The organism is Psychrilyobacter atlanticus DSM 19335, assembly GCF_000426625.1.
Classification (GTDB): domain Bacteria; phylum Fusobacteriota; class Fusobacteriia; order Fusobacteriales; family Fusobacteriaceae; genus Psychrilyobacter; species Psychrilyobacter atlanticus.
Genome location: NZ_KE384547.1, coordinates 1,519,928 through 1,546,159, shown reverse-complemented (window position 1 = coordinate 1,546,159; position 26,232 = coordinate 1,519,928). Strand labels below are relative to the sequence as shown.

Annotated in this window: 30 protein-coding genes; 20 read left to right on the top strand and 10 right to left on the bottom strand. The window is 30.3% G+C overall.

Going from position 1 to position 26,232, the window contains the following annotated elements; all coding sequences use genetic code 11:
• Nucleotides 1-16 precede the first annotated feature (16 nt).
• Genes K337_RS0107935 through K337_RS0107925 form a run of 3 tightly spaced genes read right to left on the bottom strand, consistent with a single transcriptional unit; the run spans nucleotide 17 to nucleotide 4,160 of the window.
• Nucleotides 17-553: a GNAT family N-acetyltransferase gene (locus tag K337_RS0107935; protein WP_028856122.1), complete on the bottom strand. Its 537-nt coding sequence runs from the start codon at nucleotides 551-553 to the stop codon at nucleotides 17-19.
• Nucleotides 554-570: 17 nt separating this feature from the next.
• Entirely contained in the window at nucleotides 571-2,385 is a 1,815-nt protein-coding gene (locus K337_RS0107930) for an ABC transporter ATP-binding protein (RefSeq protein ID WP_211226083.1), read from the bottom strand.
• Between the two features lie 2 nt (nucleotides 2,386-2,387).
• Complete coding sequence (locus K337_RS0107925) at nucleotides 2,388-4,160, bottom strand: ABC transporter ATP-binding protein (RefSeq protein ID WP_028856120.1); 1,773 nt, start codon at nucleotides 4,158-4,160, stop codon at nucleotides 2,388-2,390.
• A gap of 245 nt (nucleotides 4,161-4,405) precedes the next feature.
• Here K337_RS0107925 and K337_RS0107920 point away from each other — a divergent pair, with 245 nt between their 5' ends.
• From K337_RS0107920 to K337_RS0107910, 3 genes are read left to right on the top strand one after another with little or no spacing between them, the layout of a single operon-like run.
• A complete protein-coding gene (locus K337_RS0107920; RefSeq protein ID WP_028856119.1) occupies nucleotides 4,406-5,191 on the top strand; it encodes a TIGR00266 family protein in 786 nt (261 codons plus the stop codon).
• Entirely contained in the window at nucleotides 5,184-6,089 is a 906-nt protein-coding gene (locus K337_RS18025) for a Ppx/GppA phosphatase family protein (RefSeq protein ID WP_037029261.1), read from the top strand. The genes K337_RS0107920 and K337_RS18025 overlap by 8 nt, the downstream gene beginning before the upstream one ends.
• Nucleotides 6,082-6,342, top strand: coding sequence for an acylphosphatase (locus tag K337_RS0107910; protein WP_028856118.1), 261 nt, complete (start codon nucleotides 6,082-6,084; stop codon nucleotides 6,340-6,342). The genes K337_RS18025 and K337_RS0107910 overlap by 8 nt, the downstream gene beginning before the upstream one ends.
• Before the next feature lie 62 nt (nucleotides 6,343-6,404).
• Here the strand turns inward: K337_RS0107910 and K337_RS19155 are convergent, their stop codons facing one another.
• A complete protein-coding gene (locus tag K337_RS19155) occupies nucleotides 6,405-7,472 on the bottom strand; it encodes a GTP pyrophosphokinase (RefSeq protein WP_051251670.1) in 1,068 nt (355 codons plus the stop codon).
• A gap of 315 nt (nucleotides 7,473-7,787) precedes the next feature.
• On the opposite strand from K337_RS19155, the gene K337_RS0107900 reads away from it, so the two are divergent.
• A complete protein-coding gene (locus tag K337_RS0107900) occupies nucleotides 7,788-8,567 on the top strand; it encodes an SDR family NAD(P)-dependent oxidoreductase (protein WP_028856117.1) in 780 nt (259 codons plus the stop codon).
• A 32-nt stretch (nucleotides 8,568-8,599) separates the two neighbouring features.
• Here the strand turns inward: K337_RS0107900 and K337_RS0107895 are convergent, their stop codons facing one another.
• The 6 genes from K337_RS0107895 to K337_RS0107855 form a co-directional block, all read right to left on the bottom strand.
• Entirely contained in the window at nucleotides 8,600-9,163 is a 564-nt protein-coding gene (locus K337_RS0107895) for a hypothetical protein (RefSeq protein WP_028856116.1), read from the bottom strand.
• Nucleotides 9,164-9,171: 8 nt separating this feature from the next.
• Nucleotides 9,172-10,515, bottom strand: coding sequence for a recombinase family protein (locus K337_RS0107890; RefSeq protein ID WP_084140820.1), 1,344 nt, complete (start codon nucleotides 10,513-10,515; stop codon nucleotides 9,172-9,174).
• Nucleotides 10,516-10,621: 106 nt separating this feature from the next.
• Nucleotides 10,622-11,008 (bottom strand): hypothetical protein, encoded by a 387-nt coding sequence (locus K337_RS0107880; protein ID WP_028856114.1) that lies wholly within the window; start codon nucleotides 11,006-11,008, stop codon nucleotides 10,622-10,624.
• Between the two features lie 4 nt (nucleotides 11,009-11,012).
• Nucleotides 11,013-11,186, bottom strand: coding sequence for a hypothetical protein (locus tag K337_RS19815; protein ID WP_156877343.1), 174 nt, complete (start codon nucleotides 11,184-11,186; stop codon nucleotides 11,013-11,015).
• Nucleotides 11,183-12,154: a hypothetical protein gene (locus K337_RS0107870; protein WP_028856113.1), complete on the bottom strand. Its 972-nt coding sequence runs from the start codon at nucleotides 12,152-12,154 to the stop codon at nucleotides 11,183-11,185. Before K337_RS0107870 ends, K337_RS19815 begins: the two co-directional genes overlap by 4 nt.
• A 506-nt stretch (nucleotides 12,155-12,660) precedes the next feature.
• Complete coding sequence (locus K337_RS0107855; RefSeq protein ID WP_028856111.1) at nucleotides 12,661-12,954, bottom strand: hypothetical protein; 294 nt, start codon at nucleotides 12,952-12,954, stop codon at nucleotides 12,661-12,663.
• A 204-nt stretch (nucleotides 12,955-13,158) separates the two neighbouring features.
• Between K337_RS0107855 and K337_RS0107850 the strand changes: the two genes are divergently transcribed.
• The 16 genes from K337_RS0107850 to K337_RS18010 all read left to right on the top strand — a co-directional run bounded on the left by K337_RS0107850 (nucleotide 13,159) and on the right by K337_RS18010 (nucleotide 26,194).
• Entirely contained in the window at nucleotides 13,159-13,374 is a 216-nt protein-coding gene (locus K337_RS0107850) for a helix-turn-helix domain-containing protein (protein WP_028856110.1), read from the top strand.
• A 75-nt stretch (nucleotides 13,375-13,449) separates the two neighbouring features.
• Nucleotides 13,450-13,722 carry a hypothetical protein gene (locus tag K337_RS0107845; RefSeq protein WP_028856109.1) on the top strand — a complete coding sequence of 91 codons (273 nt, stop codon included), beginning with the start codon at nucleotides 13,450-13,452 and terminating at the stop codon, nucleotides 13,720-13,722.
• Between the two features lie 93 nt (nucleotides 13,723-13,815).
• Nucleotides 13,816-14,004, top strand: coding sequence for a hypothetical protein (locus tag K337_RS0107840; RefSeq protein ID WP_028856108.1), 189 nt, complete (start codon nucleotides 13,816-13,818; stop codon nucleotides 14,002-14,004).
• 207 nt (nucleotides 14,005-14,211) lie between these two features.
• The gene (locus K337_RS0107835) at nucleotides 14,212-14,919 is read left to right on the top strand and encodes a S24 family peptidase (RefSeq protein ID WP_028856107.1); all 708 of its coding nucleotides are present in this window, start codon (nucleotides 14,212-14,214) and stop codon (nucleotides 14,917-14,919) included.
• Nucleotides 14,920-14,948: 29 nt separating this feature from the next.
• Nucleotides 14,949-15,410: a hypothetical protein gene (locus tag K337_RS0107830; protein ID WP_028856106.1), complete on the top strand. Its 462-nt coding sequence runs from the start codon at nucleotides 14,949-14,951 to the stop codon at nucleotides 15,408-15,410.
• Nucleotides 15,411-15,478: 68 nt separating this feature from the next.
• The gene (locus K337_RS0107825) at nucleotides 15,479-18,280 is read left to right on the top strand and encodes a type I restriction endonuclease subunit R (RefSeq protein ID WP_028856105.1); all 2,802 of its coding nucleotides are present in this window, start codon (nucleotides 15,479-15,481) and stop codon (nucleotides 18,278-18,280) included.
• A gap of 24 nt (nucleotides 18,281-18,304) precedes the next feature.
• On the top strand, nucleotides 18,305-19,210 hold the full coding sequence (locus K337_RS18015) for a DUF5677 domain-containing protein (RefSeq protein WP_037029258.1): 906 nt from the start codon (nucleotides 18,305-18,307) through the stop codon (nucleotides 19,208-19,210).
• A 15-nt stretch (nucleotides 19,211-19,225) separates the two neighbouring features.
• The gene (locus K337_RS0107815; RefSeq protein WP_028856104.1) at nucleotides 19,226-20,767 is read left to right on the top strand and encodes a type I restriction-modification system subunit M; all 1,542 of its coding nucleotides are present in this window, start codon (nucleotides 19,226-19,228) and stop codon (nucleotides 20,765-20,767) included.
• A 9-nt stretch (nucleotides 20,768-20,776) separates the two neighbouring features.
• On the top strand, nucleotides 20,777-21,985 hold the full coding sequence (locus tag K337_RS0107810) for a restriction endonuclease subunit S (RefSeq protein ID WP_028856103.1): 1,209 nt from the start codon (nucleotides 20,777-20,779) through the stop codon (nucleotides 21,983-21,985).
• A gap of 33 nt (nucleotides 21,986-22,018) precedes the next feature.
• Nucleotides 22,019-22,843 carry a DUF4238 domain-containing protein gene (locus K337_RS0107805; RefSeq protein WP_028856102.1) on the top strand — a complete coding sequence of 275 codons (825 nt, stop codon included), beginning with the start codon at nucleotides 22,019-22,021 and terminating at the stop codon, nucleotides 22,841-22,843.
• A 13-nt stretch (nucleotides 22,844-22,856) separates the two neighbouring features.
• Nucleotides 22,857-23,762 (top strand): DUF5655 domain-containing protein, encoded by a 906-nt coding sequence (locus K337_RS0107800; RefSeq protein ID WP_028856101.1) that lies wholly within the window; start codon nucleotides 22,857-22,859, stop codon nucleotides 23,760-23,762.
• A gap of 27 nt (nucleotides 23,763-23,789) precedes the next feature.
• A complete protein-coding gene (locus K337_RS0107795; RefSeq protein ID WP_028856100.1) occupies nucleotides 23,790-24,056 on the top strand; it encodes a hypothetical protein in 267 nt (88 codons plus the stop codon).
• Nucleotides 24,057-24,166: 110 nt separating this feature from the next.
• On the top strand, nucleotides 24,167-24,337 hold the full coding sequence (locus K337_RS20100) for a hypothetical protein (RefSeq protein ID WP_169712882.1): 171 nt from the start codon (nucleotides 24,167-24,169) through the stop codon (nucleotides 24,335-24,337).
• Between the two features lie 36 nt (nucleotides 24,338-24,373).
• A complete protein-coding gene (locus K337_RS0107785; protein WP_028856099.1) occupies nucleotides 24,374-24,553 on the top strand; it encodes a hypothetical protein in 180 nt (59 codons plus the stop codon).
• Nucleotides 24,554-24,710: 157 nt separating this feature from the next.
• Nucleotides 24,711-24,959 carry a hypothetical protein gene (locus K337_RS0107780; RefSeq protein WP_028856098.1) on the top strand — a complete coding sequence of 83 codons (249 nt, stop codon included), beginning with the start codon at nucleotides 24,711-24,713 and terminating at the stop codon, nucleotides 24,957-24,959.
• A gap of 101 nt (nucleotides 24,960-25,060) precedes the next feature.
• Nucleotides 25,061-26,194, top strand: a complete 1,134-nt coding sequence (locus K337_RS18010) for a hypothetical protein (RefSeq protein ID WP_051251669.1) — start codon at nucleotides 25,061-25,063, stop codon at nucleotides 26,192-26,194.
• Nucleotides 26,195-26,232 lie beyond the last annotated feature (38 nt).

The window sequence follows — 26,232 nt, the reverse complement described above, 5'->3', positions numbered from 1 at the left end:
TAAAGCTCCTTAAATTTTACTCAAAGATAATTCCCATAATATATGAATCATAATATTTACCATCGGCAAAGAAATTTTTTCTGATGGTTCCCTCCAATTCAAAACCTAATTTTTTATACAGAGCAATAGCACTCTTATTATCTTCCCGGACTTCCAGATTAATTTTCTTTACAACCTTATTATCTTTAGCCCACTCAATGAGGTGAGCCAACAGGTTATATCCAATTCGATTACCCCAATAATTTTTTAAGACACTTATTCCAAATTCACCTGCATGTTTGGTTCTCTGACGCTCTCCCCCTCTAAATTGGAGGTTCCCTATGATTACTCCGTTCAATTCTGCAACAATAGAGTATTGATTTTCATAGTTTATAAAATTTTCAATAGATTTATTTTGAACTTCTAAATTGAGGTTTAATTCCGATCTGGAAGCTCTCATATAAGTAGTCTCATCTGCCAAAGTAGTTCTATAGTTTATAAAATGTTTAGCATCTCCAAGATCTATCTCTCGAATTGTGTAGTTCCTGTTATTTTTTAAATAATATTCTTTCATATTAGTATTCCTCCGAATTAGTTCTGTGACATTAACTTTGATTCTTTATCCCGGGTAAATTGATGGGTGTAAAGGGTGAAGTAGCTACCTTTTTTATCCATCAGAAAATGATGATTTCCTTCCTCTATAATCTTTCCATCCTTTATAACCAGGATCCTGTCAGCATTGATTATAGTTGAGAGTCTATGAGCAATTATAAAGCTGGTTCTTCCATGTAAAAGGATATCAGTAGCATCTTGAATCATCTTTTCACTCTCTGCATCTATAGAGGAAGTGGCCTCATCCAAGATAAATATACTGGGATTTTTTAGAATAGCTCTAGCAAAGGAGATCAATTGTTTTTGTCCTGTAGAAAGGTTATTTCCTCCCTCTCCTACTTCTGTGTCGTAACCATGTTTAAATTTATGAATAAAATCATGTGCCTTTACTAATTTGGCTGCTCCTACAATCTCTTCAAATGTAGCTTCCCTCTTTCCGTAGGAGATATTATCTTTGATTGTACCACTGAATAGATGAGGAGTTTGGAGGACATAACCGAGGTTATGGTGGAGCCAGCTCTGAGATCTTTCCTTATAATCGGTACCATCTATAAGAACACTCCCCTTTGTAGGTTCATAAAACCTGCATGCAAGGTTTACAATTGTGGACTTTCCAGATCCCGTTTCTCCTACCAGGGCGATGGTTTCACCGGAAGATATTTTAAGATTAAAGTCTTGGAGGATCGGTTCTCCATTATTATATTTGAAATCAACATCTTTAAATTCAACATTACCTTCTATTTTTTCCCAGTTATGAATTTTTTTCTCACATAGGTCTCCATATTTTTCAATTATTTCTTTAGAATCTTCAATTTCAAGGTCTGAATGAATGAGCTCTAATACCCTTTCAAAGGAGGCGTGAGCTGACTGCATCTCTGTAAAGACTCGGGAAAATTGTTTTATGGGATCAAAGAACATGGTGGTATAGTTAATAAAAAGAACCAAGGTTCCTACACTGATTACTCCATTTAAAATAAAATTTTTACCTATTCCTAAGACTGCCACAAGGCCGACACTGTTCAATCCTATTATCATAGGAAGGTAGAGTGCAGTAATAATAGCTGCTCCTACAGATGTTCTATTCATTCGAGAACTTAAATTCTCAAATTCATCGATATTTTTTTCTTCATTTACCAGGATCTTAGATGTTTTAGCTCCTAAAATACCCTCGTTGTATGCCCCGGTAATAAGGGAATTGATTTTTCGTACATCTCTTTGGCTTCTCAAAATTTTTCTTTGAAAATAGATACTTATTATAATTAAAATTGGAAGTAAAAGGGTAAGGACCAAGGCCAGTTTATAGTTTAATCTAAACATCATTACCAAGATACCACTTAAAAATCCGATACTCCAGATCATATCTACAAATCCCCAAGCTACAATTTCTCCAATTTTTCTAATATCAGAGGTCATTCTTGCCATGATCCATCCATCAGCATTGATATCAAAGTATGAAAATGATTGATATTGTAATTTTTCAAAGGCTTTTTCTCTGAGAGAGTAAACCAGTGCCATTTCGACTTTTCCCCCAAAGGAGATAAAGATGTAGATTAAAATCAGTAGACTCATGGTGATTGCAATATATTTTATTAAAAATAAATTTATTCCCTGGGTAGTTCCCCGGAGAATAAAGTCATCGATGGCAATTTTTTGCATGACTGGAAGATAAGCTTCCAAGCCAGAGATAATAATTATACTGATAAAGATGACAGCAATCTTTCCCTTAAAAGGCTTTAGAAAGAGCAAGATATTTTTTATGATATTTATAGATGATTTTTTATTTATTGTTTCCACTATTAAACCCCTTCCTTCATTCCATCCTCTTGGATCTTTAAAATTCGTTTGTAGAGCCCATCCCTATTTTTTAACTGATTGTGAGTTCCATAGTCAGTAATTTTACCATCCTCTAGGACCATTATTTTATCGGAGTCCATTATCGAAGATATCCTATGAGAGATGATTATTGTTGTTGAAGAATCATGTTTTTTCTTTAATTCCTGTCTGATTGAAGCATCTGTTTCTATATCTACTGCACTGAGAGAATCATCAAAGATCAATATCTTATGGTTATTAATGATTGTTCTAGCTATGGCTATCCTTTGTTTTTGACCTCCAGAGAGGGAAACACCTTTTTCTCCTACCTGAGTGTTGTATCCCTCTTTAAAATTTAAAATCCCCTCATGGATAGATGCAGTTTTAGCTGCAGTAAAAATATCACGGTCATCTAAAGTTTTTTTAGTGATTCCGATATTCTCTTTGACATTTTTTGCAAAAAGAAATGTTTCCTGCAGAACCAGTCCAATATTTTTTCTGATCCATTTTTTATCTATCTCCTTTAGCTCTACACCATCAATCTTTATGGCACCGCTGTCATAGTCGTATAACCTTGTGATAAGGTGGATAAGGGATGATTTTCCACTCCCTGTTGGTCCTAAGATACCTAAGGTCTCCCCGCTATCTAAATTAAAGGAAACTCCATTTAATATCGGTTTATCTCCATAAGAAAATTTAACGTCTTCAAAAACTATCTTCCCTTTAATTTTGGGTTTCTTTAAGTCTTGTTCACCATTAAAGTCAGTTTCACTGTCTAAGATCTCCTCTATCCTCTCAAATGAGATAGCAGCCTTACCAAAATCACTGAGTACCCGACCTAAATTTCTCACTGGGAACTCTAACTGCCATACATACATTCCAAAAGCAATTACAGTACCAATAGTAATGGTGCCGCTGACAGCCCATCTAATACCTAAAAATAGGACTAATCCCATCTGTATAAAGGAAAAAAATGACGAGACAGGCCAATAGTAGGCAAATAACTGGATGAGTTTGTAGGTGACATCACTATAATGTTTATTGGAACGTTGAAATTTTTTTATCTCTAAATCCTCACTAGCAAAGGCTTTTACTACCCGGACACCATGGATATTCTCCTGAAGGATGGTCGATAATTTAGCTTCAGCCTCATCGGAAACTTTAAAATGTTTTTTTACTACAATAAAAAAATATAATGAGAATATAAACATCAACGGGACTATAGACAGAACGATGATAGAAAGTTTTAAATTTAAATTGATCAGTGTGAAAAAAATGATTGTAATCATTAAAATTATATTTACAACTTCAACTAATTGTATGGCTAAAAATTTTCGAATTGTCTCAACGTCAGAAGTACACCTTTGGAGAAGGTCTCCTGTTTCAGTATCATTAAAATAGCTGTATTTGACATTTTGAAGTTGGGTATACAATTTATCTTTGATAGTCTTTGCCATCCCTTCAGAGGCTATGCTGGATAACTTTCCTTTAAAATATGTGCAGCCACCTTGGAAAATAGCAATAAAAATTATAAGGATACATGCATTTAAAAGACTTTTTCCTATAAAAAAATCCATAGATCTCTCAAAAAAAGAGTTGGATAGATCAGAATTTTGTATGATGATATCTACTGTATATTTAATGATAAGGGGATTAAGCAGAGAAAATATAGTAGCTCCAAGAACAGTAAGAGTGGAAAGTAAATAAACTCTGCGGTATCCCATTGTATAAGTATAGATTTTGTTTAAATAATTCATTATAACCTCCTTGTTCATAAGCAGAGTATACTATGTTTTTTGACCCCTTCAAAATTTTAATAGTTAGGGGAAAAATCATCTCATTTTTAAAAAGACCGATAATTGATAAATATAACATTTAAATCTAAAAAAAGTATAAAAAAATTAATTTTGAATTTTTTAATTGTTATGTAATAATAAATATAATAAAAAAGAGTAAAATAAAGATAATGGAATATTTTAAATAAGAATATTAGGAGGAAAAAATGTCAGCAGATGTAATAGATTATGAAATTAAAGGTGAAGGAATCCAATTAGTGGAGATAGAGTTAGATCCTAGAGAGGGAGTTAGAGCAGAAGCAGGAGCTATGACTTACATGGAAGATGGGATAGATATGCAGACAAAAAACAAGGGTGGACTCTTTGGTGGTTTTAAGAGGATGATAACTGGAGAAAGTTTCTTCATCACAACATTTTTGAATGAAGGGAATCTAAAATCAAGAGTTGGATTTTCTGCACCATATCCAGGGCAGATAATTCCTATAGATCTAAAAAAATTCAATGGAGAATTTTTATGTCAGAAAGATTCCTATCTATGCTCGGCAAATGGGATAGATATAGATGTAGCTTTCACTAAAAAATTAGGAGCAGGATTCTTTGGAGGAGAGGGATTTATCCTTCAAAAATTGAAAGGAGATGGGATGGCCTTTATCCATGCAGGAGGAACTATAATTGAAAAAAAATTAGCTCATGGAGAAACGCTAAGAGTAGATACAGGGTGTGTTGTAGGATTTGAATCTAGTGTAGATTATGATATTAGATTTGTAGGAGGCTTTAAAAATGCTATGTTCGGAAAGGAAGGGCTATTTTTAGCAACTTTACAGGGGCCAGGGACTGTATATATACAATCTATGCCAATATCAAAATTAGCTGAGAGATTAAGTGCAGCAGTAGGAAGCAACAGAGGACAGAGTAACAGTGGTGGAGATATGCTGGCTGGAGGAATAGCAGGAGGTATATTAGGAAGTATGTTTGGTGGGGACAATGATTAATACTCGTGTAAAAAAAACTAGAGCTGTGATTGATATTGGAACTAATTCATGCAGGTTATTTATTGCCTGTATGGAAGATGGGAAGATCACAAATAAAATATTAAAATTAATGGAAATAACAAGATTAGGGCAAGATGTAGATAAAACCAGGATTTTAAGTCAGGATGCTATGGATAGAACCATAGAAACACTGAAATTTTATAGAAAAAAGATAGATGACTATGGTGTAGAGGAGGTAAAAGTTACTGCAACTTCTGCTACCCGTGATTCTAAAAATAGGGAAGAATTTATCTCCCGGGTAAAGGCAGAAACAAATCTCGAGATCCATTGTATTACAGGAGAAGAAGAGGGAAGGCTTAGTTTTTCTGGTGCGGTATCTGAATTTGATGAAAAAATTATGGTGTTTGATATAGGCGGTGGGAGTACCGAATTTATCCTAGGGGATAAAAATAATATTGAATATATAGAGAGTTTCAATGTAGGTGCAGTAAGGCTGGGGGAGAAATTCTTTAAGGAGAAAGAGGAACTTTTAAATGGCGAAGTTTGGGTAAAAGAAATTTTGAAAAAACTATCTAAGTATAAAGATCAGTCATTTAAATTGGTAGGAGTAGCTGGGACTGTTACTACCCATGTAAGTGTACTTTTAGAGATGGAGGAGTATGATACAGATAGGATCCATATGTATAGGCTGACTAAGAAAGATATCTTAAAAAATTTGGATAAGTTTTCAAAACTGTCACTGGAGGAGAGAAAAAAAATAGCAGGTTTACATCCAAAGAGAGCTGAGGTAATTATTCCAGGAACATATTTATTGTTGTGGATAATGGAAGTTTTAGAAAGGGATGAAATTATAGTTTCAGAGGCCGATATCTTAGAGGGCATGATGACCAATGATTAATAAATATATTGTTTATGGTCGTGTACAGGGAGTAGGGTTTAGGTATTTTGTCTATAAATTATCCGAGAAGTTAAAATTTAATGGGAGTGTAAAAAACTTGCCTGATGGAAGTGTAGAAATAGTCATAGACAGTAACAGGCAGGAAGAGATCCTAAAGGAGATAAAAAAAGGTAACTTTTTCAGTCATGTTGAAAACATAATAAAAACAGAGACTCTAGAACTTAGTTACGATGATTTTAAGATTTTATATTAATAGTTTTAATTAAAAAAATGCTCCTAAATTAGGAGCATTTTTGGATAGTTAAAAATTATGTTTTAGTTAGGTTCTCCCAATAAAATAATCTTTCTGAGATCTTTAATCTTTTCTAAACTGGAATCTGTTAATTTATAGATTTTTTGTATCTCTAAAATATCTTCATTTAGTAGGAGTAAAAATGTTAAGACAAAAGAACAGCTGGAATTAACCACATAATTTATTTTTTTTAAGGTATCTTTATCTAATTTATCTAGAATAATGTCTGTATTTTTGTAGATACTGTTAACTAATTCTTCAATATAAATTACTCTATTCTTATTGAATTGAAGTGCAAATTTAATCAATTTTTTCTCCAAATGTTCCTCTTTTGCGACTTCAAAATTATTGAAATGAAAGACCCCTAATTTTTTGCAGATAGAACGAATGAACCTATCATTATATTTTAGATAGAAATTGATGCTGGAAAGATCCAAACGAAGGCTGTATTCTTTCTCATTAAATCTGTCCTTATAAAAATTCTCGACTACTTGAACGTCGTGTTTAATAGAATCAAATTCATCATCGACACTTTCTAACATGGCACTTATTCTAAATAATTTTCTTTGAACTTTATTTGGTATATTGGCAAGGGTTTTATATCTTAACTGATGATCAATTTGAGCCCAAATATGCTGTAGAGCAGTTCGTATCTGTACTTCAAATTTAAAATCAGTGCACCCATAAAGATTTTTTTGGCTGGGTTTACATTTGCAGATATAGTGGAGAGACAGATAGCCCATCTCGTTATATTTTAAACTTTGAAGTTTATTTGTTGAATTTTTATAATCGATCTTAAAGTTTTCTTTGAGAAGTTTTAAAATCTCATCGAGGTCTTCCCTATAATATGTGATTATACGGATGCCTAAGATATCAGTCATCTCTTCCAAAGGGTTTTGATATTTATTTTTTTTCATTTCTAATTTTCTTTTAAAACTATCCAGACTTTTTACACGAGCCTCTGTCTTTACATAGAATATATTATTGTCTTTTAGAATCCTTTCAATTTTTTGCTGTAGGTGAAATATAAATATTTCATATTCCTGCATATTATCTTGAAACTCTTCAACCCAGTGGGTAAGATCATCCATCCTGTCTCCTTTTGTTAATCTATAGATACGGTATCTATTATAAAAAAATTGTGTTACATCTTATTTATACACTATAATATGAAAAATGGCAAGAAAAGTGCTTTATTGAGGGTTTAAATAAAGGGTATTTTGTATCTATATTTAGATACAAAATTATAGTATATTCTAGCGGTTTAATAGATAGTTACTGATAAATTTTATGGAGATATTGAAATTATAAAAATGTTGAAATAAAAAACTTGTATAGAAAGATTAAAAAGGATAAAATAAAAAATGAATGTAAACAAAATTTTAAATTTTATATGGGGGGCAAAAATGAAAAAAATTGTTTTAATAACAGGAGCTAGTTCAGGAATAGGTAGAGCAGCAGCACTTAGATACGCAGACAAATCTTATGATTTAATTTTGGTGGCAAGAAGGTTAGATAAGTTAGCGGAACTTAGAGATGAGATATTAGGACTAAAAAATATTGAAATTCAACTTCTACAGATAGATATATCTAATTCAAAAGAAGTTGAAAATAGTATTAATTCACTAGAAGATAAGTGGAAAAAGATAGATATTTTGGTAAACTCAGCCGGATTAGCATTGGGGATGGATAAGATCCATGAAAGTGAATATAATTCATTTGACAATGTTGTAGATGTAAATATAAAGGGATTATTATATATGTCTAAAAAAATAATTTCTCTTATGTTGGAGGCCAAAGTGAATGGTCATGTGGTAAATTTAGGTTCCACAGCAGGAAGGGGAGCATATGCAGGTGGAGGAGTTTATTGTGCCAGCAAAGCGGCAGTAAAAACATTATCCGATGCCATGAGGATAGATCTTATAGATACTCCTATCAGGGTAACTAATATAGAACCGGGTATGGTAGAAACTCCGTTTTCAAATATTAGGTTTAGAGGAGATGACAAAAAAGCAGAAAATGTATATAAAGGGATAGAAGCATTAACTCCAGATGATGTAGCGGAAGTTATTGTATATACAACTTCACTGCCACAAAATGTACAGGTGTGTGAGCTTATGCTGACTCCTAATAAACAAGCTACAGGGCGAGATATCTATAAGCTCACAAATCTGGACGAAAAGTAAAAATAACCAATAAATTAAAAGCAGGATGGGCTTCATCCTGCTTTTTTAGTTCTTATGTATTCAGCTAGGCAGCCGTTAAAGGCAAGATGCCAGGACTTTCTGTATGGCTCATACCAGAGCTCCCATTTGATGCCGTATCTATTCCTAAAGTTTTCCAGGTCCTCTTTTTTTCCAAAGAGCTCTACATGAGTTTTATATAAATCTACTGTAAAGGGAGAGGTATCTACTACAATCCCTAAAGAATCAAAAGCTAGATGCATGTTTCTAGTGAAACCATTATAATCAAAACCCCGGATTAAATATGCATATATTTGGGTTTCTAAATCAAATTTATTTTTAATATAATTTATAGTTAAACCCCTTAAAAAAAGGTTATAATACATATTTTTTTCTATATATTTATCAGTGATTTCCTTATAATCAATAAAAAAATCTTCCATTGTATAGCAGAGTTCCAATAAATTTATTTTTGAGCTTATGGAGCTGGGATTCACATTTATTTCATTTCGAATTATTCTTCCGCCAATAGAAATGCCTAAGAGTTCTTTTATTTCTTCTTTACTATATTTTGCTTTGATTTTGTCATATAAAATCATGGCTCCTCCTAAATAAGGTTAGTGATAACTACAGCTCTAAAATTATTAACGTATTTAATTTCATAAATTATTAAATTCAATATTTTCTTTATCTTTTTTCGGTCCTTTTCATTTTTAATTTTTTTCAGGTACTTTTTTAACAGAGTTTTGTTATCTATATTAATAGTATTAGGTTTGTATTCTTTCAATGATTTTATTTCTTCCTGGATCCCTTTCTTTGTTTTGGATAATTCTAAACTAGTAGAATCAAAAAGGGATTCAGTAACTTTTCCATCCAGGTATTTAGTTAACAAGTTTTTTTCCTTGGTTATAATTTTTTTTAGTTCATTTTCATAGAGGGTAATTCTTACTTTTGGATTGTTTGGATCATCATCTTCTAGGGTCATTTTTTCCATCTCTTTTTCTAAGATATCAATAACCTGTTCCTCCAACATAGCGCCACTATGCCAGTGTACGTGGTTCAAACAATCATATGTGAGGTGACCATGTTTATTTCTGCAGGGATAGGCTTTTTTTCCACATTGGCAGATTACATTATTGAATAGATAATGATCTTTATAACTCTTAGGTTTATTACTTTTCCTGATTTTATTGATGGAATAGAATAATTCTTCAGAGATGATGGGTTCATGGAGCCCGTCTATTAGTTTAGGGGGGTTGTATACTTTAGTTTTTCCATTGACAGATTCAGTGGCTATAACTATTTTACCGGTATATAATGGATTTTTTAATATTCTGCCTACTCTTTTTCGATCATTCATTCCAAATTTTCTAGCTATAGCTGCTATAGATTCACCTTTTGAATAGAGATTAAAGATCTCACGAACTAAGGGAGCATCATCATTTATAAATAATTCAGGGCCATTACTGGAGTATCCAAGGGGAGTTCTCCCTCCTCCCCATCTACCGGAATATCTGAGGGAGTCTTTTCTTATTTTTATCCTACGGCCGACGATCTTTCTTTCCCTCTCGTTTAGGAGAGCCATAATGTCTATACCAAAGTTTTTATCTATATCATCATCAGTAGCCAGGATACCTTCCTGAAGGGAGTGAAGTTCTATATCGGCTTCTTTTAGACTCTGGAATAGAAGTCGATAGGTTATGAAATCCCTGGTGGCACGAGAAAGTTCCCATAGGATTAAGATATCAAATTCAGCATTTTTTATATCATCCTGAAGCTCAAGGAATCCTTTCCGGTCGTTCCTGGCTCCGGACATCTGATCTACATATTCCTTTACAACTTCGATTCCCAGTTTAGCAGCATAATTTCTACACTCTATAAGCTGAGCTTCCCAGTCCTGGTCTTTGGTGGATTCTCTGACATAAATTATTCCTTTTTTATTCTTCATCATCTAATTCCCTTAAAAGTTCCATGACTCTTTTGGAGATCTCCCTCTTTTGTTTTTTAGTTAATTTTTCGTTTCCTAATAGCATAGTTTATACCCTCCTTAATAAATTTTACTTTTCCCATGGAAGCCTTCTTTCGACATATGAGAACCATAGAGCTCTTTGCATAAGATTATAAAATTTATAATCTCTAATCTTTATTTTATATTTAGGATTAATCATTGAACTTACCACTTTTTTATATTTGGGATTAATTATTGAACTTATTGCTTGCCCATTAAGAAGACTTAGATCTAAATGTCTTTTTTCAACTAAATAAGATAATATTTCAAATTCTTCCCGAGTTACTTGGTCTTTTTTAAATATTCCTTTATTTTTTACTGTGTGATCAATAAAAGGTAAAAACCTTAATAGTTTTAAATGCTGAAATGGGAGATATTCAGGGATAATCTGCTCTAGTTCAACTAAAATATCATCGTTTAAAACTCCTCGTTTCATAAAATCAACTCCTCTCTACTTCAAATTCAATAGCTTCTTTCTGCAGATATGCTTCAAAGTACATTCCTTGGATATCAACTTGATCGGTATATTCCACATCGTGCAGCACTAATTTTTTAATATCAGGCAAGGTCTTAATCCTAAAATAATCCCAATTTTTAATCAATGTTCGTTTCATTCCACTCCTCCTTGAGTTTTTAGCTTATTGTATTTTTTACACAGCTGATTCCCCAGATCATCATCTACACCTTGGCATTCACAGCCAATCTCTTTTAAAATAGCATTTCTCATAGATCTGATTTTAAATTCTCCTAATTCTTCAATCATGAAGGCTATTTTCTCTTTTCTAGGGACCTTTTTTATATCTACAGGCTCAACTATCTGATGATCTTTATCTTTTAAAATTGCCACTAATATTTTAGAGTTCATATTTTTATTTTTAAGTTTTATAAACTCAATTACTTTTTTAACCTCACCGATATCTCCATTGGAATAATTTTTAATATTTTTCAAAGTATTAGAATTATGATTTTTAATACTGGCATCTGAAAGAATAGTTTTTAATTCTTTAAAAAAATCATCATCAGAGGCAGCAGGATTTGTTTCTGTGCTACTACTATCTTTTGATGGGAGAATGCTATTGGGAGTATTATGTCTCGACTTTTGAGTCGGTGTAGTCTCTACTTTTGAGTCGAAACCACCCGACTCAAAAGTAGGTTCCTCATTTTGTTGGTCTAGAAGCCCCATCTTTTCTTTTATTTTTTCTAACTCACTATCATCCTTTTCTACTTTTTGAATTTCAAACATAGTATTAAACTTTTCTTCAAGATGGAAAAACGTATATGACCCATAAGCCATAGTTTTATGGATATGTTTTTTAATTAATCCGATTTTTTCATAATTGGCCATCCTCCTAGCAATCACATCTTTAGAATTAATTTTTAATGCCGGAAGATAATCAATGAGACTTTGATAATCTATCCAAACATATTTCTTACCTGCAATTTTTTTGTTTATTAATTTCTTAGAAGTAGTAATCTCTTTTAAATAAGTGATAATAAAAGCATCTTTAATATCCAGGTCATGTTTTATGAGTTGGTGCTGCTGGACAGCCCCAATGGTGTACTTCATGTTTTCTTTTTCCATAATTTTTACTCCTTTCCAGGAGGTTGTTGGACACTCCTAGTTTTTATTATTTCAATGTCGGGATCCAAGGATCCCTGAGTGCCCAACATTCAAATAATAAAATTTTAATAAAAGCTTTACTTTGTCTGAAATGTAATTTATAATTAGCACGGAGAGAGTTAATTGTAATAAATTAGAAGGAAGAAATTGTCTTTTATTGGAGAACTCCTCCTTCTTTTTATTTGTTTTTAATTCTCAGTCTTTACATTTTTATCTACCATTAACTCTAGATCACAAGGCTCCAAAGAAAACGTGATGCCCTGTGTATCGCTTCTTTTCCTTAACTCAACCTCAGCTACTAAATGATCCTCAAAAGCCACTACTGGAACGCCATTGCACACAATGACATAAATAGTTTTACTCAGCATGGCTCTCACCTTCTAAAATTTCAATCAATTCTGAAAGACTTATATTCCCATATTTTTCTAAATATTTTTTTACATCTAATTTTCTAAAATCTTTAAAACTCATGATAGATCACCAGACTTTAAATCTTCCAAGGCACAACCTTCACAAACATTTTTTCCGATAGATCCATAAAGAAAGTAATCTTTTTTTACTTGCTCAATAAAAGAAACATTTAAACCTTCAAATTCAATAAGCAAGTTTTCAAGATCTTTATCACCTGTTTCCTTTATTAAATTAAAAATTTTATTAAATAACCTTGAGAACTCTCTTTCCAAAGAATTGTCTTTTAATTTTCCATTAGTTTCTAGCTCACCGAGAAAGCCTAGAAACTTTTCTATATCTTTTTTATCCATTTTATACCCCCTAAGTAAAAACATTTTTTCATATTATTAATCAGTTGATAAGAATGATTAATAAGTTTAAAACTTTGTTTTCTCAGTTGAAGTATATTATATATCATATGACTTGTCAAATGATTTTACTAAACTAATCATATGATTACCTTGTTTAACCATTATTTTCGTAGTATAATCAAAGAAAATAAAGGAGGTAAATATATGATTAAAAATCACCTATCAAAACTTATGGGAGAAAAAAGATATTCTATAGTTGAAGTATCAAGGTTGACTGGAATGAGTCCATCGACTATTTCAAATATTTATAATGAAAAAATCAAAAGAATGGATTATGACACGATAGATAAGCTTTGCAAATTATTCGATTGCAAAATTCAAGACCTAATCGAGTACATTCCAAAAGAAGACTCAAAGTAAGATTAAAGTCTCAATGGTACAGTTCAATAAGTGCGTATTGAACCATACTATTCAGAGTTTAAGGAGATGATTTCTATGAGAGCAATAAGTAAGTTCAAAAAGACATTTTTTATTCTTTCTTTTATTTTTTTTGCTCCAGTAGGATTATATGCCCTTTTAAGGGAAGAAAAAGGTAAAAAAGGGAATCCTTCTTATGATCGATTAGTTACACTTTTTAGCTTCAGAGCATTTTTCGATGCAGTTATATATTTTGAAAATATTCCAATTCATTTTTTTGTAACCTTTGGATATACACTCTTTTGGATTATATTTTTAGGTTTTATGTGTAGAAAAATATATTATAAATAATAAATTAAAATCTCAATGGTGCAGTTCAAGAGCAGCTTGGGGGCTATTTCTTTACATCTTGAACCACACTATTCAGAATTTAAAGGAGAAAAAATGAAATTAAAAACAAAAGATTTAATAATTATAGGTCTAATGGGATTATCTTTATTAGGATATTTAAATGAATTCTATATATCTAAAGAAAAAAAGGATCTTAGCTATAAGAAGATACTTTTACAAAATAAAGATACAAATTCTTATTTTCTTAATGGAAATAGTTATAGTAATCAAAATTGTTGTTAATATAATAGATAATTTAGAGCAGAATATTCTGCTCTTTTTTTATTAAATGGGTTTCAAACTAAAAAAATATTTAATTAGCTATTCGGTTGTTGCTAATAAACTATTTATAATTTTAGTATATTACCTTTTTAGCTTTAAAGCAACATTTTTTTTTATTTTGTTTTGAAAAGTAGCTAAAAAGCTATAGAATGTAAGTGAGGTGATTTCATGAAATTAAATAATGACCAAATGATTAAATTAGGAGAATTATTGAAAAATGGTCGTTCAAATAAAAAATTAACATTAGAACAGGTAAAAATAAAATTAGATTTTTTAAATCTAAAAATTAGTAAGAGTGATGTTCAAAGGTTGGAAAATGCAGAGAGAAAAGTTCCCAATGCAATATTGCTAAAAAGCTTATGCAAAATATACGATCTTGATGTAATTAAAGTATTTAACGAGATAGGCTATTTAAACATACCATCAAATGTAAAAAGAATAAATTCTAGAATCGAAACTCAAAAAACTACAGTTCCAATGTATGGAACTGCAAGTGCAGGTCCAGGATATATAAATTTATCAGATATGATTGATGAAGAATTTGTTATTCCGGCAGAAGACTATGCTCCAGGAAGATTTGCAGTGAGGGTAGAAGGAGATTCCATGACTAGGATGGGGAAAAAATCTATTTTTGATGGATCAGTAGCGTTGGTAGACCCTGGAATGTGTGAAGACCCTAAAGAACTGAATAAAAAAGTTTGTGTGTTTACGTATAATGAGGAGACTTTTATAAAACAATTATTAATAGATAGTCAGAATATTATCCAATTAGTATCATTTAACCCTGATGTTCCTGCATTAATAATTTTAAATAGTGAGGAATTAAAGTGTGAAGGAAAGGTAATAAAAACATATTATGAGGATGAATGGAATTAAAAATAACTAAAACTTATAAGGAGTAAATTATGGAAATAAAAGATCTAGAATCTTTAATGACTAGGACAAGGATACAAATTCTACCTATGAGCTCTAAAGAAGAATTTAAAGAGTGGGGGATAGAAGATTTACAAGAAGAATTTTTTAAAGGAAGGTTAAAAGAAAGAGAAAAAATAACTGGAAAGATGTTTTATAACTATGAAGGGCAAGGAATCGCCCTCCCAGATGGAGAAAAAGCACTCATATTATTTCAATTTAGAGCTTCAATTGTAGCATGTGGAATTTTAGATAAAGTTGTTAAGGACGTATGGGAAGAGAAAGGAAGATATTTCTTTTCAAAGGGAACTATTAAAACATTTAGTCCAATTTCTAGTGAAGAGTTAGGGGATGTTTTTTCTAGAAAGGTAACATTTAATCAATCAAAAACGCTATTAGATGTCAATAAATTAGATGTGTTGCTAGAGTTAATAGAGGAAAAAAACAATCTTTAATTAGGAAATTCCAATGATAATTTTAAATGGTGAAGAATTAAAAAAATAAAGGTTTTAGGAGATAAATTATGTGCACACAATCAGAAGCAGCACTTGAAAATAAACTTATAGATCAGCTAGTATCACAAGGGTATGAAAAAGTTTGTATAGATGATGAAGCCAAACTTCAAATAAACTTTAGAAAACAGCTTGAGATTCATAATAAGATATATCTTTCTGACAGAGAATTTGAAAGAGTTCTTATCCATTTGTCTGGAGGGAGTGTATTTGAAAAAGCCAAGAAAATAAGAGATAAATTTGAATTAAACCGAGATAATGGAGATATTTTTTATTTAGAATTCTTTAATCAAAAAGAGTGGTGTAAAAATATATTTCAGGTTTCTAATCAAATTACCATGGTAGGAAAATATAAAAATAGATATGATGTGACTATTCTTATAAATGGAATTCCCATGGTACAGATCGAACTAAAGAGAAGAGGGATAGAACTTAAAGAAGCATTTAACCAGGTAAACAGATATCATAAACATTCTTATCAGGGATTATTTCACTATATCCAGCTGTTTGTAATAAGTAACGGTGTAAATACAAAATATTATGCCAATAACAGGTATCAGTCGTTTAAGCAGACTTTTTATTGGACTGACATTGAAAATAACAGATATAGTGAGTTAAATAAATTTACAGATATATTCTTGGAAAAATGTCATTTAGCTAAGATTATAGCTAAATATATAGTGCTTCATGAATCGGACCAAATATTGATGGCACTGAGACCATATCAGTATTATGCAGTAGAAAAAATCTTGAACAGAGTTGAAACTTCACCAGGTAAAAATGGTTATATCTGGCATACTACCGGGTCAGGGAAAACCCTTACTTCATTTAAGGCAAGTCAAATTCTTACTCAGAATAAAAATATAGAAAAAGTATTATTTGTAGTAGACAGAAAAGATCTGGATTATCAGACTATAAAAGAATTTAATGCTTTTTCAAAGGGAAGTATAGATGGTACAGATAACACCAATCACCTGGTAAAACAGATAACAGATAATAAAACTAAACTAATAATTACCACTATCCAAAAATTAAATAATGCTATTAGTAAGGGAAATTTAGAGAAAAAAATGAGTATAGCAAAAGATAAAAGGATGGTATTTATATTTGATGAGTGTCACAGATCCCAGTTTGGAGATACACATAATAAGATAACTGAATTTTTTAATCAAAAACAATTTTTCGGATTTACCGGTACACCTATATTTGCAGATAATGCAATAAAACATAAAACTACTGCAGATCTTTTTAATGACTGTTTACATAAATATGTGATTAAAGATGCCATAAGTGATGACAATGTATTGGGATTTTCAGTGGAATATTATAATACATTTAAGTCCAAGTGTCTCATCGGGCCTGATGGAGAAGATCTCCCGGTAGATGATCTCAAAGTTCAGGGTATAGATACCAAAGAGGTCTTTAATGCTCCCCAAAGATTAGAAAATATTTCAAAATTTATAATTGCTAATCATACCAGGAAAACATATGGTAAAGAGTTTACATCTATTTTTGCAATTAGTTCTATCGATACATTGATTAAATATTATGATTTGCTTAAAAGCCAGGACCATAATCTAAAAATAGCTACAATATTTACATATTCAGCTAATGAAGAAGATCTGGAAGCAGATGGTTATACTGAAGAAGAGAAAGAAAAAACTAATAAGCATACAAGAGATAAGCTAGATGAAATAGTTACTGAGTATAATACTACATTTGGAACTAACCATGACCTAAACAAAGATGGCGGGTTTAATGGGTATTATATTGATATTTCCAAGAAAGTAAAAAAACAAAAGATAGATATTCTATTAGTAGTAAATATGTTCCTAACAGGTTTTGACAGTAAAGGATTAAATACACTTTATGTAGATAAAAATTTAAAATATCATGGACTTGTTCAGGCATTTTCAAGAACTAATAGGTTATTAAATGAAAAGAAAAAGCATGGAAATATAGTTTGTTTTAGAAATCTAAAAAATAGAACAGATGAAGCTATAAAATTATTTTCTAATAAAGAAGCTTTAGAGACTGTATTAATGAAAGAATATTCTGCATATGTAGATGAATTTAATGGTTATTTAGAAAAACTAACAGCAATAACTCCAAGTGTAGATTCAGTAGATGACCTGCAGAGTGAAGATGATATAGCACATTTTGTCCAAGCATATAGAAACCTGCTCAGAGTTATGACTAGATTAACTAGTTTTAGTGAGTTTTCTTTTGATGTATTAGATATAGATCATCAGACATTTGAAGATTATAAAAGTAAATATCTAGATATTTTTGAAAAATATAAAAATACAAATGAAAATGGAATTGAGAAAACGTCTATAATAGATGAATTGGATTTTGAAATAGATCTTATCAGAAGAGATGATATAAATGTGGCTTATATCATGGCTTTATTAAAGGAACTTGATCCTAAAGCTGAAGGTTTTGCCAAGGATAAAGAGTTTATACTAAAAGCTATAGAAAATGCACCTGAACTTAGAAGTAAGAAGAAACTTATAGAGAAATTTATAGAAGAAAATGTACCTCATTTGGATAATCCGGAAAATATCGAAGATGAATTCGATAAATTTATACAAGTAGAAAAAGAAAGTGCGATAAATAACCTTGTAGAAGATGAACAGTTGGATAGAGAGGGAATGGAAAATATAATGAGTGAATATGAATATTCCAACAAGTTTGACAGAAAACAGATAAAGGGAGCTTTCACACAAAAATTAGGATTTAGAGATGGAAAAGCAAAAATAGAATTAATCAAAGACCAGGTTGCAGAGATTGTACATAAGTATACTTGGTAGGGACTTACTGCCAGAGGAGGATTTATGGAATTGGATTGCTTTCAAGAAAAAACTGAACTTATAAATGAGATGAGTAAGGAATTTGTATCTATAATAGATGAATTATTCAGAGATTTTTATAAAGTATTTAAAGAAATAAATAAAATTAAAATTATTGGGGTTACGGAAAACCTTACATTAATGCTGAGTAGAGAAGCTTTAGAAAAAATAGATGGGATAAAAATATTAGGAAGTTATGCTTCGGCAGATAATATAAATATTTTAATGCGATGTCTTATCGAATTGACTTGCGAAATTTTGTTTATTTTAAAAAAAAATTCTGAAAAGAGAGCTATGTCATATTTATATTTTAAACAAGAAGACTTTCTTAAATATAAAAAAAAGGCACTCGATGAACTTGATAAAGAATTCAATAAAGAATATAAAGACTTGGAAACTTTTAAAGAAAGTATAGAAGATAAATCAGCCAAGGAAAAACAACAAAAGAAACTAAAAGAGGCCCGAATAAATTATACTGTAATGGTTGAGGACTTAAAAAGTTTTAAAGAAAAAATAAAAGATGAATTAGTCAAGGTGAATAAAAAAAAGAAAGGGAGAGTAAAATGGTATGACCTTTATAATGATAATAGTAATTCTTATAGAGGACTTTTTAATGGGCCATTTAAAATTTATTCTATGAGTGTTCATGGACAAACTTCAATTATACACAATAGAATGAATGAGTCTGGGATATTAGAACTAAGATCTTTAAGATATCCAAAAGATATAGAACTTGCTCTAGAAGGTGTTTTTACTGCAGTAAATGAACTGATCAAAGCAATCGAAGAAAAATTATTAAAAAAAGATACTACATACTTAAAAGAATGGGCTAAAGAGAAAGATATAAAAATTAAAAATTTCAAAAAAAAATATGAGAATAAATTCAAATAAATAGGAGATAAATAAATGTCAGAACATAAGCAGGAATTAGAGAAAAGACTATGGGCAATAGCCAATGAACTAAGAGGAAATATGGGAGCAGATGAATTTAGAGATTATATTTTAGGATTTATATTCTTTAAATTTTTATCTGAAAAAATAGAAGATTTTGCAAATGAAGAATTAAAAGAAGATGGAATTACATTTATAGATGCTGTTAAAGACAGTGAGTTAATGGAAGAATTAAAAGAAGCTATTATAGATGAATTAGGATATTTTATTGAACCAAAATACTTATTCCATAATCTATCTGAAAGAGCTAGAAATAAAGAGATGGTTATAGAAGATCTAACTAAAGCTTTAAAACTTGTAGAAGAATCAGCATTAGGTCATGACAGTGAACAGGATTTTACAGGTTTATTTGAAGATGTAGACCTTACATCCAGTAAATTAGGAAGAACTGTAGAACAGAAAAATACATTAATATCTGAAGTAATAAAACATTTGGATGAAATAAAATTTAAACATGAAGACACAGAGATAGATGTATTAGGAGATGCCTATGAATACCTTATAGGAGAATTTGCAAGTGGAGCAGGTAAAAAGGCAGGAGAGTTTTATACTCCTCAACAGGTATCAAAGATACTTGCAAAATTAGTAACAGCAAATAAAACAAAATTAAAATCTGTATATGACCCTACTTGTGGATCAGGATCACTTCTTCTAAGAGTAGCTAAAGAAAGCAAAGTAAGTCATTTTTATGGGCAGGAATTAAATACTACCACATATAACTTGGCTCGGATGAACATGATATTACATGATGTTAAATTTAGTGATTTTGATATCTTACAGGGAGATACACTAGAAGAACCTCATCACAGAGAGGAAAGGTTTGAAGCTGTAGTGGCTAATCCTCCATTTTCTGCAAAATGGTCTGCTAATCAGATATTTTTATCTGATGAAAGATTTGCTAGTTATGGTAAGTTAGCACCGAAAACTAAGGCTGATTTTGCTTTTGTACAACATATGATCCATCAATTAGATGATAACGGGACTATGGCAACTGTATTACCTCATGGAGTATTATTTAGAGGAGCAGCTGAAGGAACTATCAGGAAATACCTGTTGGAAGAAAAAAACTATCTAGATGCAGTAATCGGACTACCGGCTAATATATTTTATGGGACATCTATCCCAACTTGTGTTTTAGTTTTTAAAAAGTGCAGGGAAGTATCGGATAACGTATTATTCATAGATGCAAGTAAATTATTTGAAAAGAATAAGAATCAAAATATGTTGAAAGACAGTGACGTAGAAAAAATAATTGAAACTTACAAAAAAAGAGAAGGGATAGAGAAGTTTTCCCACCTAGCTACTATGGAAGAGATAAAAGAAAATGACTATAATCTCAATATCCCAAGATATGTTGATACATTTGAAGAGGAAGAGGAAATAGATTTAAAAGAAACAGCTAAAAAAATAAAAGCATTAGATGAAAGTATGAAAGATATTGATGAAGAAATAAAAAGGTATTGTGAGGAGCTTGGAATAGAAGCTCCAATGGTTTAGGTGGTAGCTATGGAAAATAAATTACAACCTAAATTAAGATTTAAAGAGTTTAATGGGGATTGGGAGAGTAAAAATTTATCTGAAGTTTGTTCAAAATTGAATGTTGGTTTTGTAGGGACTTGTGAAAAGTTTTATACTACGTCAAGTAAAGGTGTAAAACTTATTAGAACAGGTAATCTAGTTAATGGAAAAGTTGTAACCAAAAATATAAAATATGTAACAAATGAATTTCATGAAAAAAATAAAAAATCACAGATTTTAAATGGAGATATATTAATTGCTAGACATGGTTCGAATGGTCAAGCATCATTATATACAGACATAGATAGTGCAAATACTCTTAATATAGTCATTCTTAGGGCCAAAGAATTTATGAATAATATTCTTCTGATTAATTTGATTAATTCTGACAGAGTAAAAAAACAAACATTAGCAGTTACAGCAGGATCAACTCAGGGAGTTATAAATACTAAAGAAATAGCTAAATTAAAGATAGTGTATCCTACTATATTTGAGCAAAAAAAAATAGCTTCATTTCTATCATCTGTAGACAACAAGATAGGAAAATTGGAAGAAAAGAAAGAATTATTAGAGGAATATAAGAAAGGAATAATGCAAAAAATATTTTCTCAAGAGATTAAGTTTAAAAATGAGAATGGGAATGAGTATCCTGCTTGGGAATTTTTGAAAGCTAAGGAAATATTTAAGAATCAATCTAATAAAGAACACAATGGAGATTTACCCATATTAGCAGTAACACAAGATAAAGGTGTAGTTTTGAGGGATAACTTAAATCTTAAAATTAATTCTTCAGAAGCAGGGATAAAAAATTATAAAATTATTGAACCGGGAGATTTTGTAATCAGTTTAAGATCCTTTCAAGGAGGAATAGAATATTCTAATATTTTAGGTATCAGTAGTCCCGCTTATACAGTATTAAAACCGAAGTTATCTATTTCAGATGTTTTTTATAAAAATTATCTAAAAAAAGAAGATTTCATTTCTAGATTGAATAGTGCAGTTGTAGGAATTCGTGATGGGAAACAGATTAGTTATTCTGTTTTTGGAGATCTTAAATTATTTTATCCATGTCTTGAAGAGCAAAATAGAATAGCTAATTTTCTATCGATGATTGATAAAAAAATAGGGGTAGTTAATACCAAAATAAATGAAATGAAAGATTTTAAAAAGGGATTATTACAACAGATGTTTGTGTAAAAATAATACTGAAGTGATTAGAGGAGGTTAAGGATGTCTAAATTAAACTTAGTAAAAAATCAACATTACATTCCACAAGGATATTTAAGAAAATTTCAAATAAACTCAAAAAATAAAGATCGAAAAAAAGCTAAAGTTTATGTACTAGATGTTGATAATTTAAAAATATTAAAAAAAAGAATAGAAAAAATTTGTTCAGAACATTATTTTTATGAGGTTGATAAGGATGCTCCCAATAACGAACTAGAAGACTATATAAGCAAATATATTGAAGTACCTTTTTATAACAGAGTTTATCCAAATGGATTACTTAATATACAAAATATTTTTGATTCAAAAACAAAAGGTCATCTGGCATTTTATCTCGCTTTTCAAATAAGTAGAACAGATAAATTTAGGGAAATGGCAGCTGAAATTAATTCATGGGCATTTAAAGGGGCTTATCAAATATTAAAAGAAAAAGGTATGTTTAATAATGATATTCCTGAAAATAAAATAAAATTTAGTATAGATAAACAATTATCACACTTAGAAACATTAAAAAATTTTCCATTTAATGAAATAAGTCGATTCTTTTTACAAAAAAAATGGGTTATTCTTGAGGCAAAAGAAAATTCTAAAATAAAATTTTGTGCTTATTCTAGTGGTGTTTCACTAGACTCATACACGCAGATACATTTTTTCCCTTTAAGTAAAGATTATTGTTTAGCTTTATATCCTAATTATCCAGACTTAAAAAATAATTGTATTCTTCCTGCAGATTCTAAAATGATTTCTTATGCTAACGATGTAGGGAAAAATTGCTCGAAACAGGTATTTTCTTCAAACGAAGAGAGTTTATTTAATTTAAAAAAATAAAGGAGACATAACTATGCCATTATTTAATCAAGAAAATGGGGTTCTTAATGTAGTAAAACAAAAGAATTTTCCACTAGAAAGAGAGCTCCAACAATTAGTTGAAAATAATTTAGAAGAAATATTTAATTGTAAATTTGTAGCTTCAGAGTTTTATACTGGTAGTATTCACTCTGGAAGGATAGATACTATAGCTATATCTGAAGATAATAACCCTGTAATCATTGAATATAAAAAAGAAGAATCTTCAAGTCTTCTTAACCAATCACTATATTATCTGTCTTGGTTAGAAGACCACAAGGGAGATTTTCAAATGGCTGTTAATAAACAGCTTGGATATATAGATATTGACTGGAGTAATATAAGGGTTATTTGTATCGCTCCAGGATATAAAAAATATGATCTTCATGCTGTAAAAGTCATGAATAAATCAATAGAACTCTGGAAATATAAAAACTTTGAAAACGGGATGTTTAATCTTGAGGAGATATTTGTTAACATGGAAAATAACAAATGCAAAGAAAAAGTAGTTCGTGTAGATGAAAAAGAAACAGAAAAACCTGTTTGGACATATGAACGAATATCCAATAAATTAGGAACTACTGATTTGAAAGAATTTATAGATGACATAAGGGACTATACAGTTAACTTAAGTGAAGAAGTAGAAGAAGTCCCTCAAAAGAATTATGTGGCATATAAGATAGCTAAAAACTTTACAAGTCTTGAATGCCAAAAGAAAAGAATAATAATAAACTTAAAGTTTACTAGTAGTGAGTTAGAAAAGTGGAAAGACGTTGGAAGAGATGTAACTAATATAGGACATTTTGGAACTGGAAATTTTCAGTTTTATATAACTGAGGAAAAGGATTTAGAAACAGCAAAGGAATTAATAAAGATTTCTTTTGAGAATGTAGGAGGATAATTATTTAAAAAATATGGAGGGGTAACAATGGTAGATAAATTAGCTATAAAGACAGTTATGAAGGCTTTGGACAATGGTGAAATTTCAACAGAGGAACTACTTTCAGAAAAATTTTTTAAAGAATATTCAACTCTTAGGTCAATGGAGGAGTTTGAGGAGAAAGTTAATATCAAACTTGGAAAGGGAATGACCCAGGAAAAGCACCTACAAAATATGATTACAACTTATACTAAGTTTAAAAATATTGAAGATATGAAAAATAAAGCTATTGAATTTTATGCTTTAAATAAATAATAAAAGTAATTAATGAAAACTTGGTGAGATATCCAAGTTTTTTTATTTTTTAAAAATTTATTATTGCTAATTAGCTTTTTTTAGTGTAATATAATTTATGAGGTGAAATTATGAGCGAACATATGAAGGAAATCAAAAAACAATTAATTGATAAGAATGTTACTTTTACTAAACTAGTTACACTTTCAAAGTTTAAATCAGCCTGGGGATTAAGAAAAGCAATTAATAGAGGAGATTTAAAAGCTCTATCTGAAATTAGATCAATTTTAGATGTTATGTAGTTAATAAGCATTTTAAAATTGAATGTAGGAGGATGGATGACTAAATTAAAAGATGAGAAAAAAGAAATAAGGTGTAAAAAATGTAATCGAAAATTAGCTACCATAGAAAATGATTATTTTATGATAAAGGGAAAAACAAATTATTCTTCTAATGGGATAGAATCAACTATTATATGCTCCAATTGTAACTCAATAAATAAATTTAAAACAAAATAAATGATATTCGAGGTCTTGAACCCATTATCGATAATTTAGTATGTATTTTACTAGATTGTCTTTAATGGGTTCTTTTTTTTAGGGAAATAGTTAATTTAACGGGAAACTATTCAACATTGAGAAGGTGGGAACTCAATTACCCAGCAGGGGAGGAGATATGAATTGGAAAGAGCAAAGAGAGCTTAGACAAACACAAATAAAAGCCCTGGAAGATGAAAGAAAGGATCTTGCAAAGATAGGATGGAAATCCATGGGGAAGGTAGAAAAAGAAGAGCTATACACTAAAATAAACTTTGATTGGGATAATATGCAGAGATTTATAAGGGACAGAATACCTTCCAAAGAGGGATATGTAGCATTAGAGATAGAAAACTATTGTGTAGAGAAAGCCAGGAAACTAAAATAAAAATTTTATGTATTTTTAAAGATATTGCAATGAAGTGGACCTCCTAAAACAAATCACTATTGCAGTATCTCTATGAATACATAAGTTAAGAAGGAGGGGATATGGTAGGGCTAGATAGAGCTTCTATATGGGTATTAGTTGATGCTCATATTGAGTTAATAGACATAGGAATACGAAAAAAGTACCGTCATATCCTAGGCAGAAAAGCATTAGGAGATACACAAAATTACTCCATAGGAAAAGAAAACATAAATGAGATCAAGGTTATAAGTCATTTAAATAAAACTTCTACAATAAAAATAGATTTTTCTTATCCCAGGAGTAATGCAGCAACTAACCTGTATCCACTAACCTCAGAGATAGAAAAGAAAATTGTAGATGATAAGATCTTAAATTTAGTAAGAGAAATATCCCTGGATAATGAGATAACTATCCATGATCTATTCTATGATTATTTTGAATTAGCTGTTCAGGAGTATATAGGTTCATTCTATAAGTTTAATAATCTAATTATGATATTTTATAGGGCCTTAGCCAGGGAATATGATACTAAAGACAGCCTGGTCTATTCAAACTATAGATCAACTATGGACAGGTTTTATTCTACAGGGTTCTTATTTAAGATCATGGTTGGATGGCAGATCAGATTATATTCAAAAGCACATGAACACAATAAGAAAAACTTGAAGAAGCAAAAAGGTGCATTAATTAAATTAGAGCATAAGATAACCCAATCTATAATCAAAAGAGTATGTCAGACAAACAGTGTCAATGATCTTACCATAAAAGATATAACAAACTCAGTTAAAAATCATATTGGAGAAAAACTATTTAAATTGATAGTAAATGAATTATCCCGGAACGACAAGATCTTAGAAAAGAAATTCTTTGATTTTGATTCGAGAGAACTATCTAACCTGGTTAGAGATTATGAAGAATGGATCTACGATGAAAAGATATTAAATTCAATTATAACCAGAAATAGTAAGAGATCTAGAGCACAGATAGAAAGATATCGAAGGACAGTTAAGATAGCATTGAGGGAAAGCCAAATAAGGAGTTCTCCATATAGAGATAATTTTAAAAATATAGAACGGCTAGAGTTATTTATAAATAAATTACTTCTAATCGAATGTGAAGTTAAATGTAGTTACAAGAAACATTTAACTTTTAATCAGCTTAAAAACCATCATAAACATGAGGGGTTTTTGGTAAAAAAAAAAGTAACATCTTAATAAAAATAGTACCTAGAGACATTTGCCTCGCGTAATAA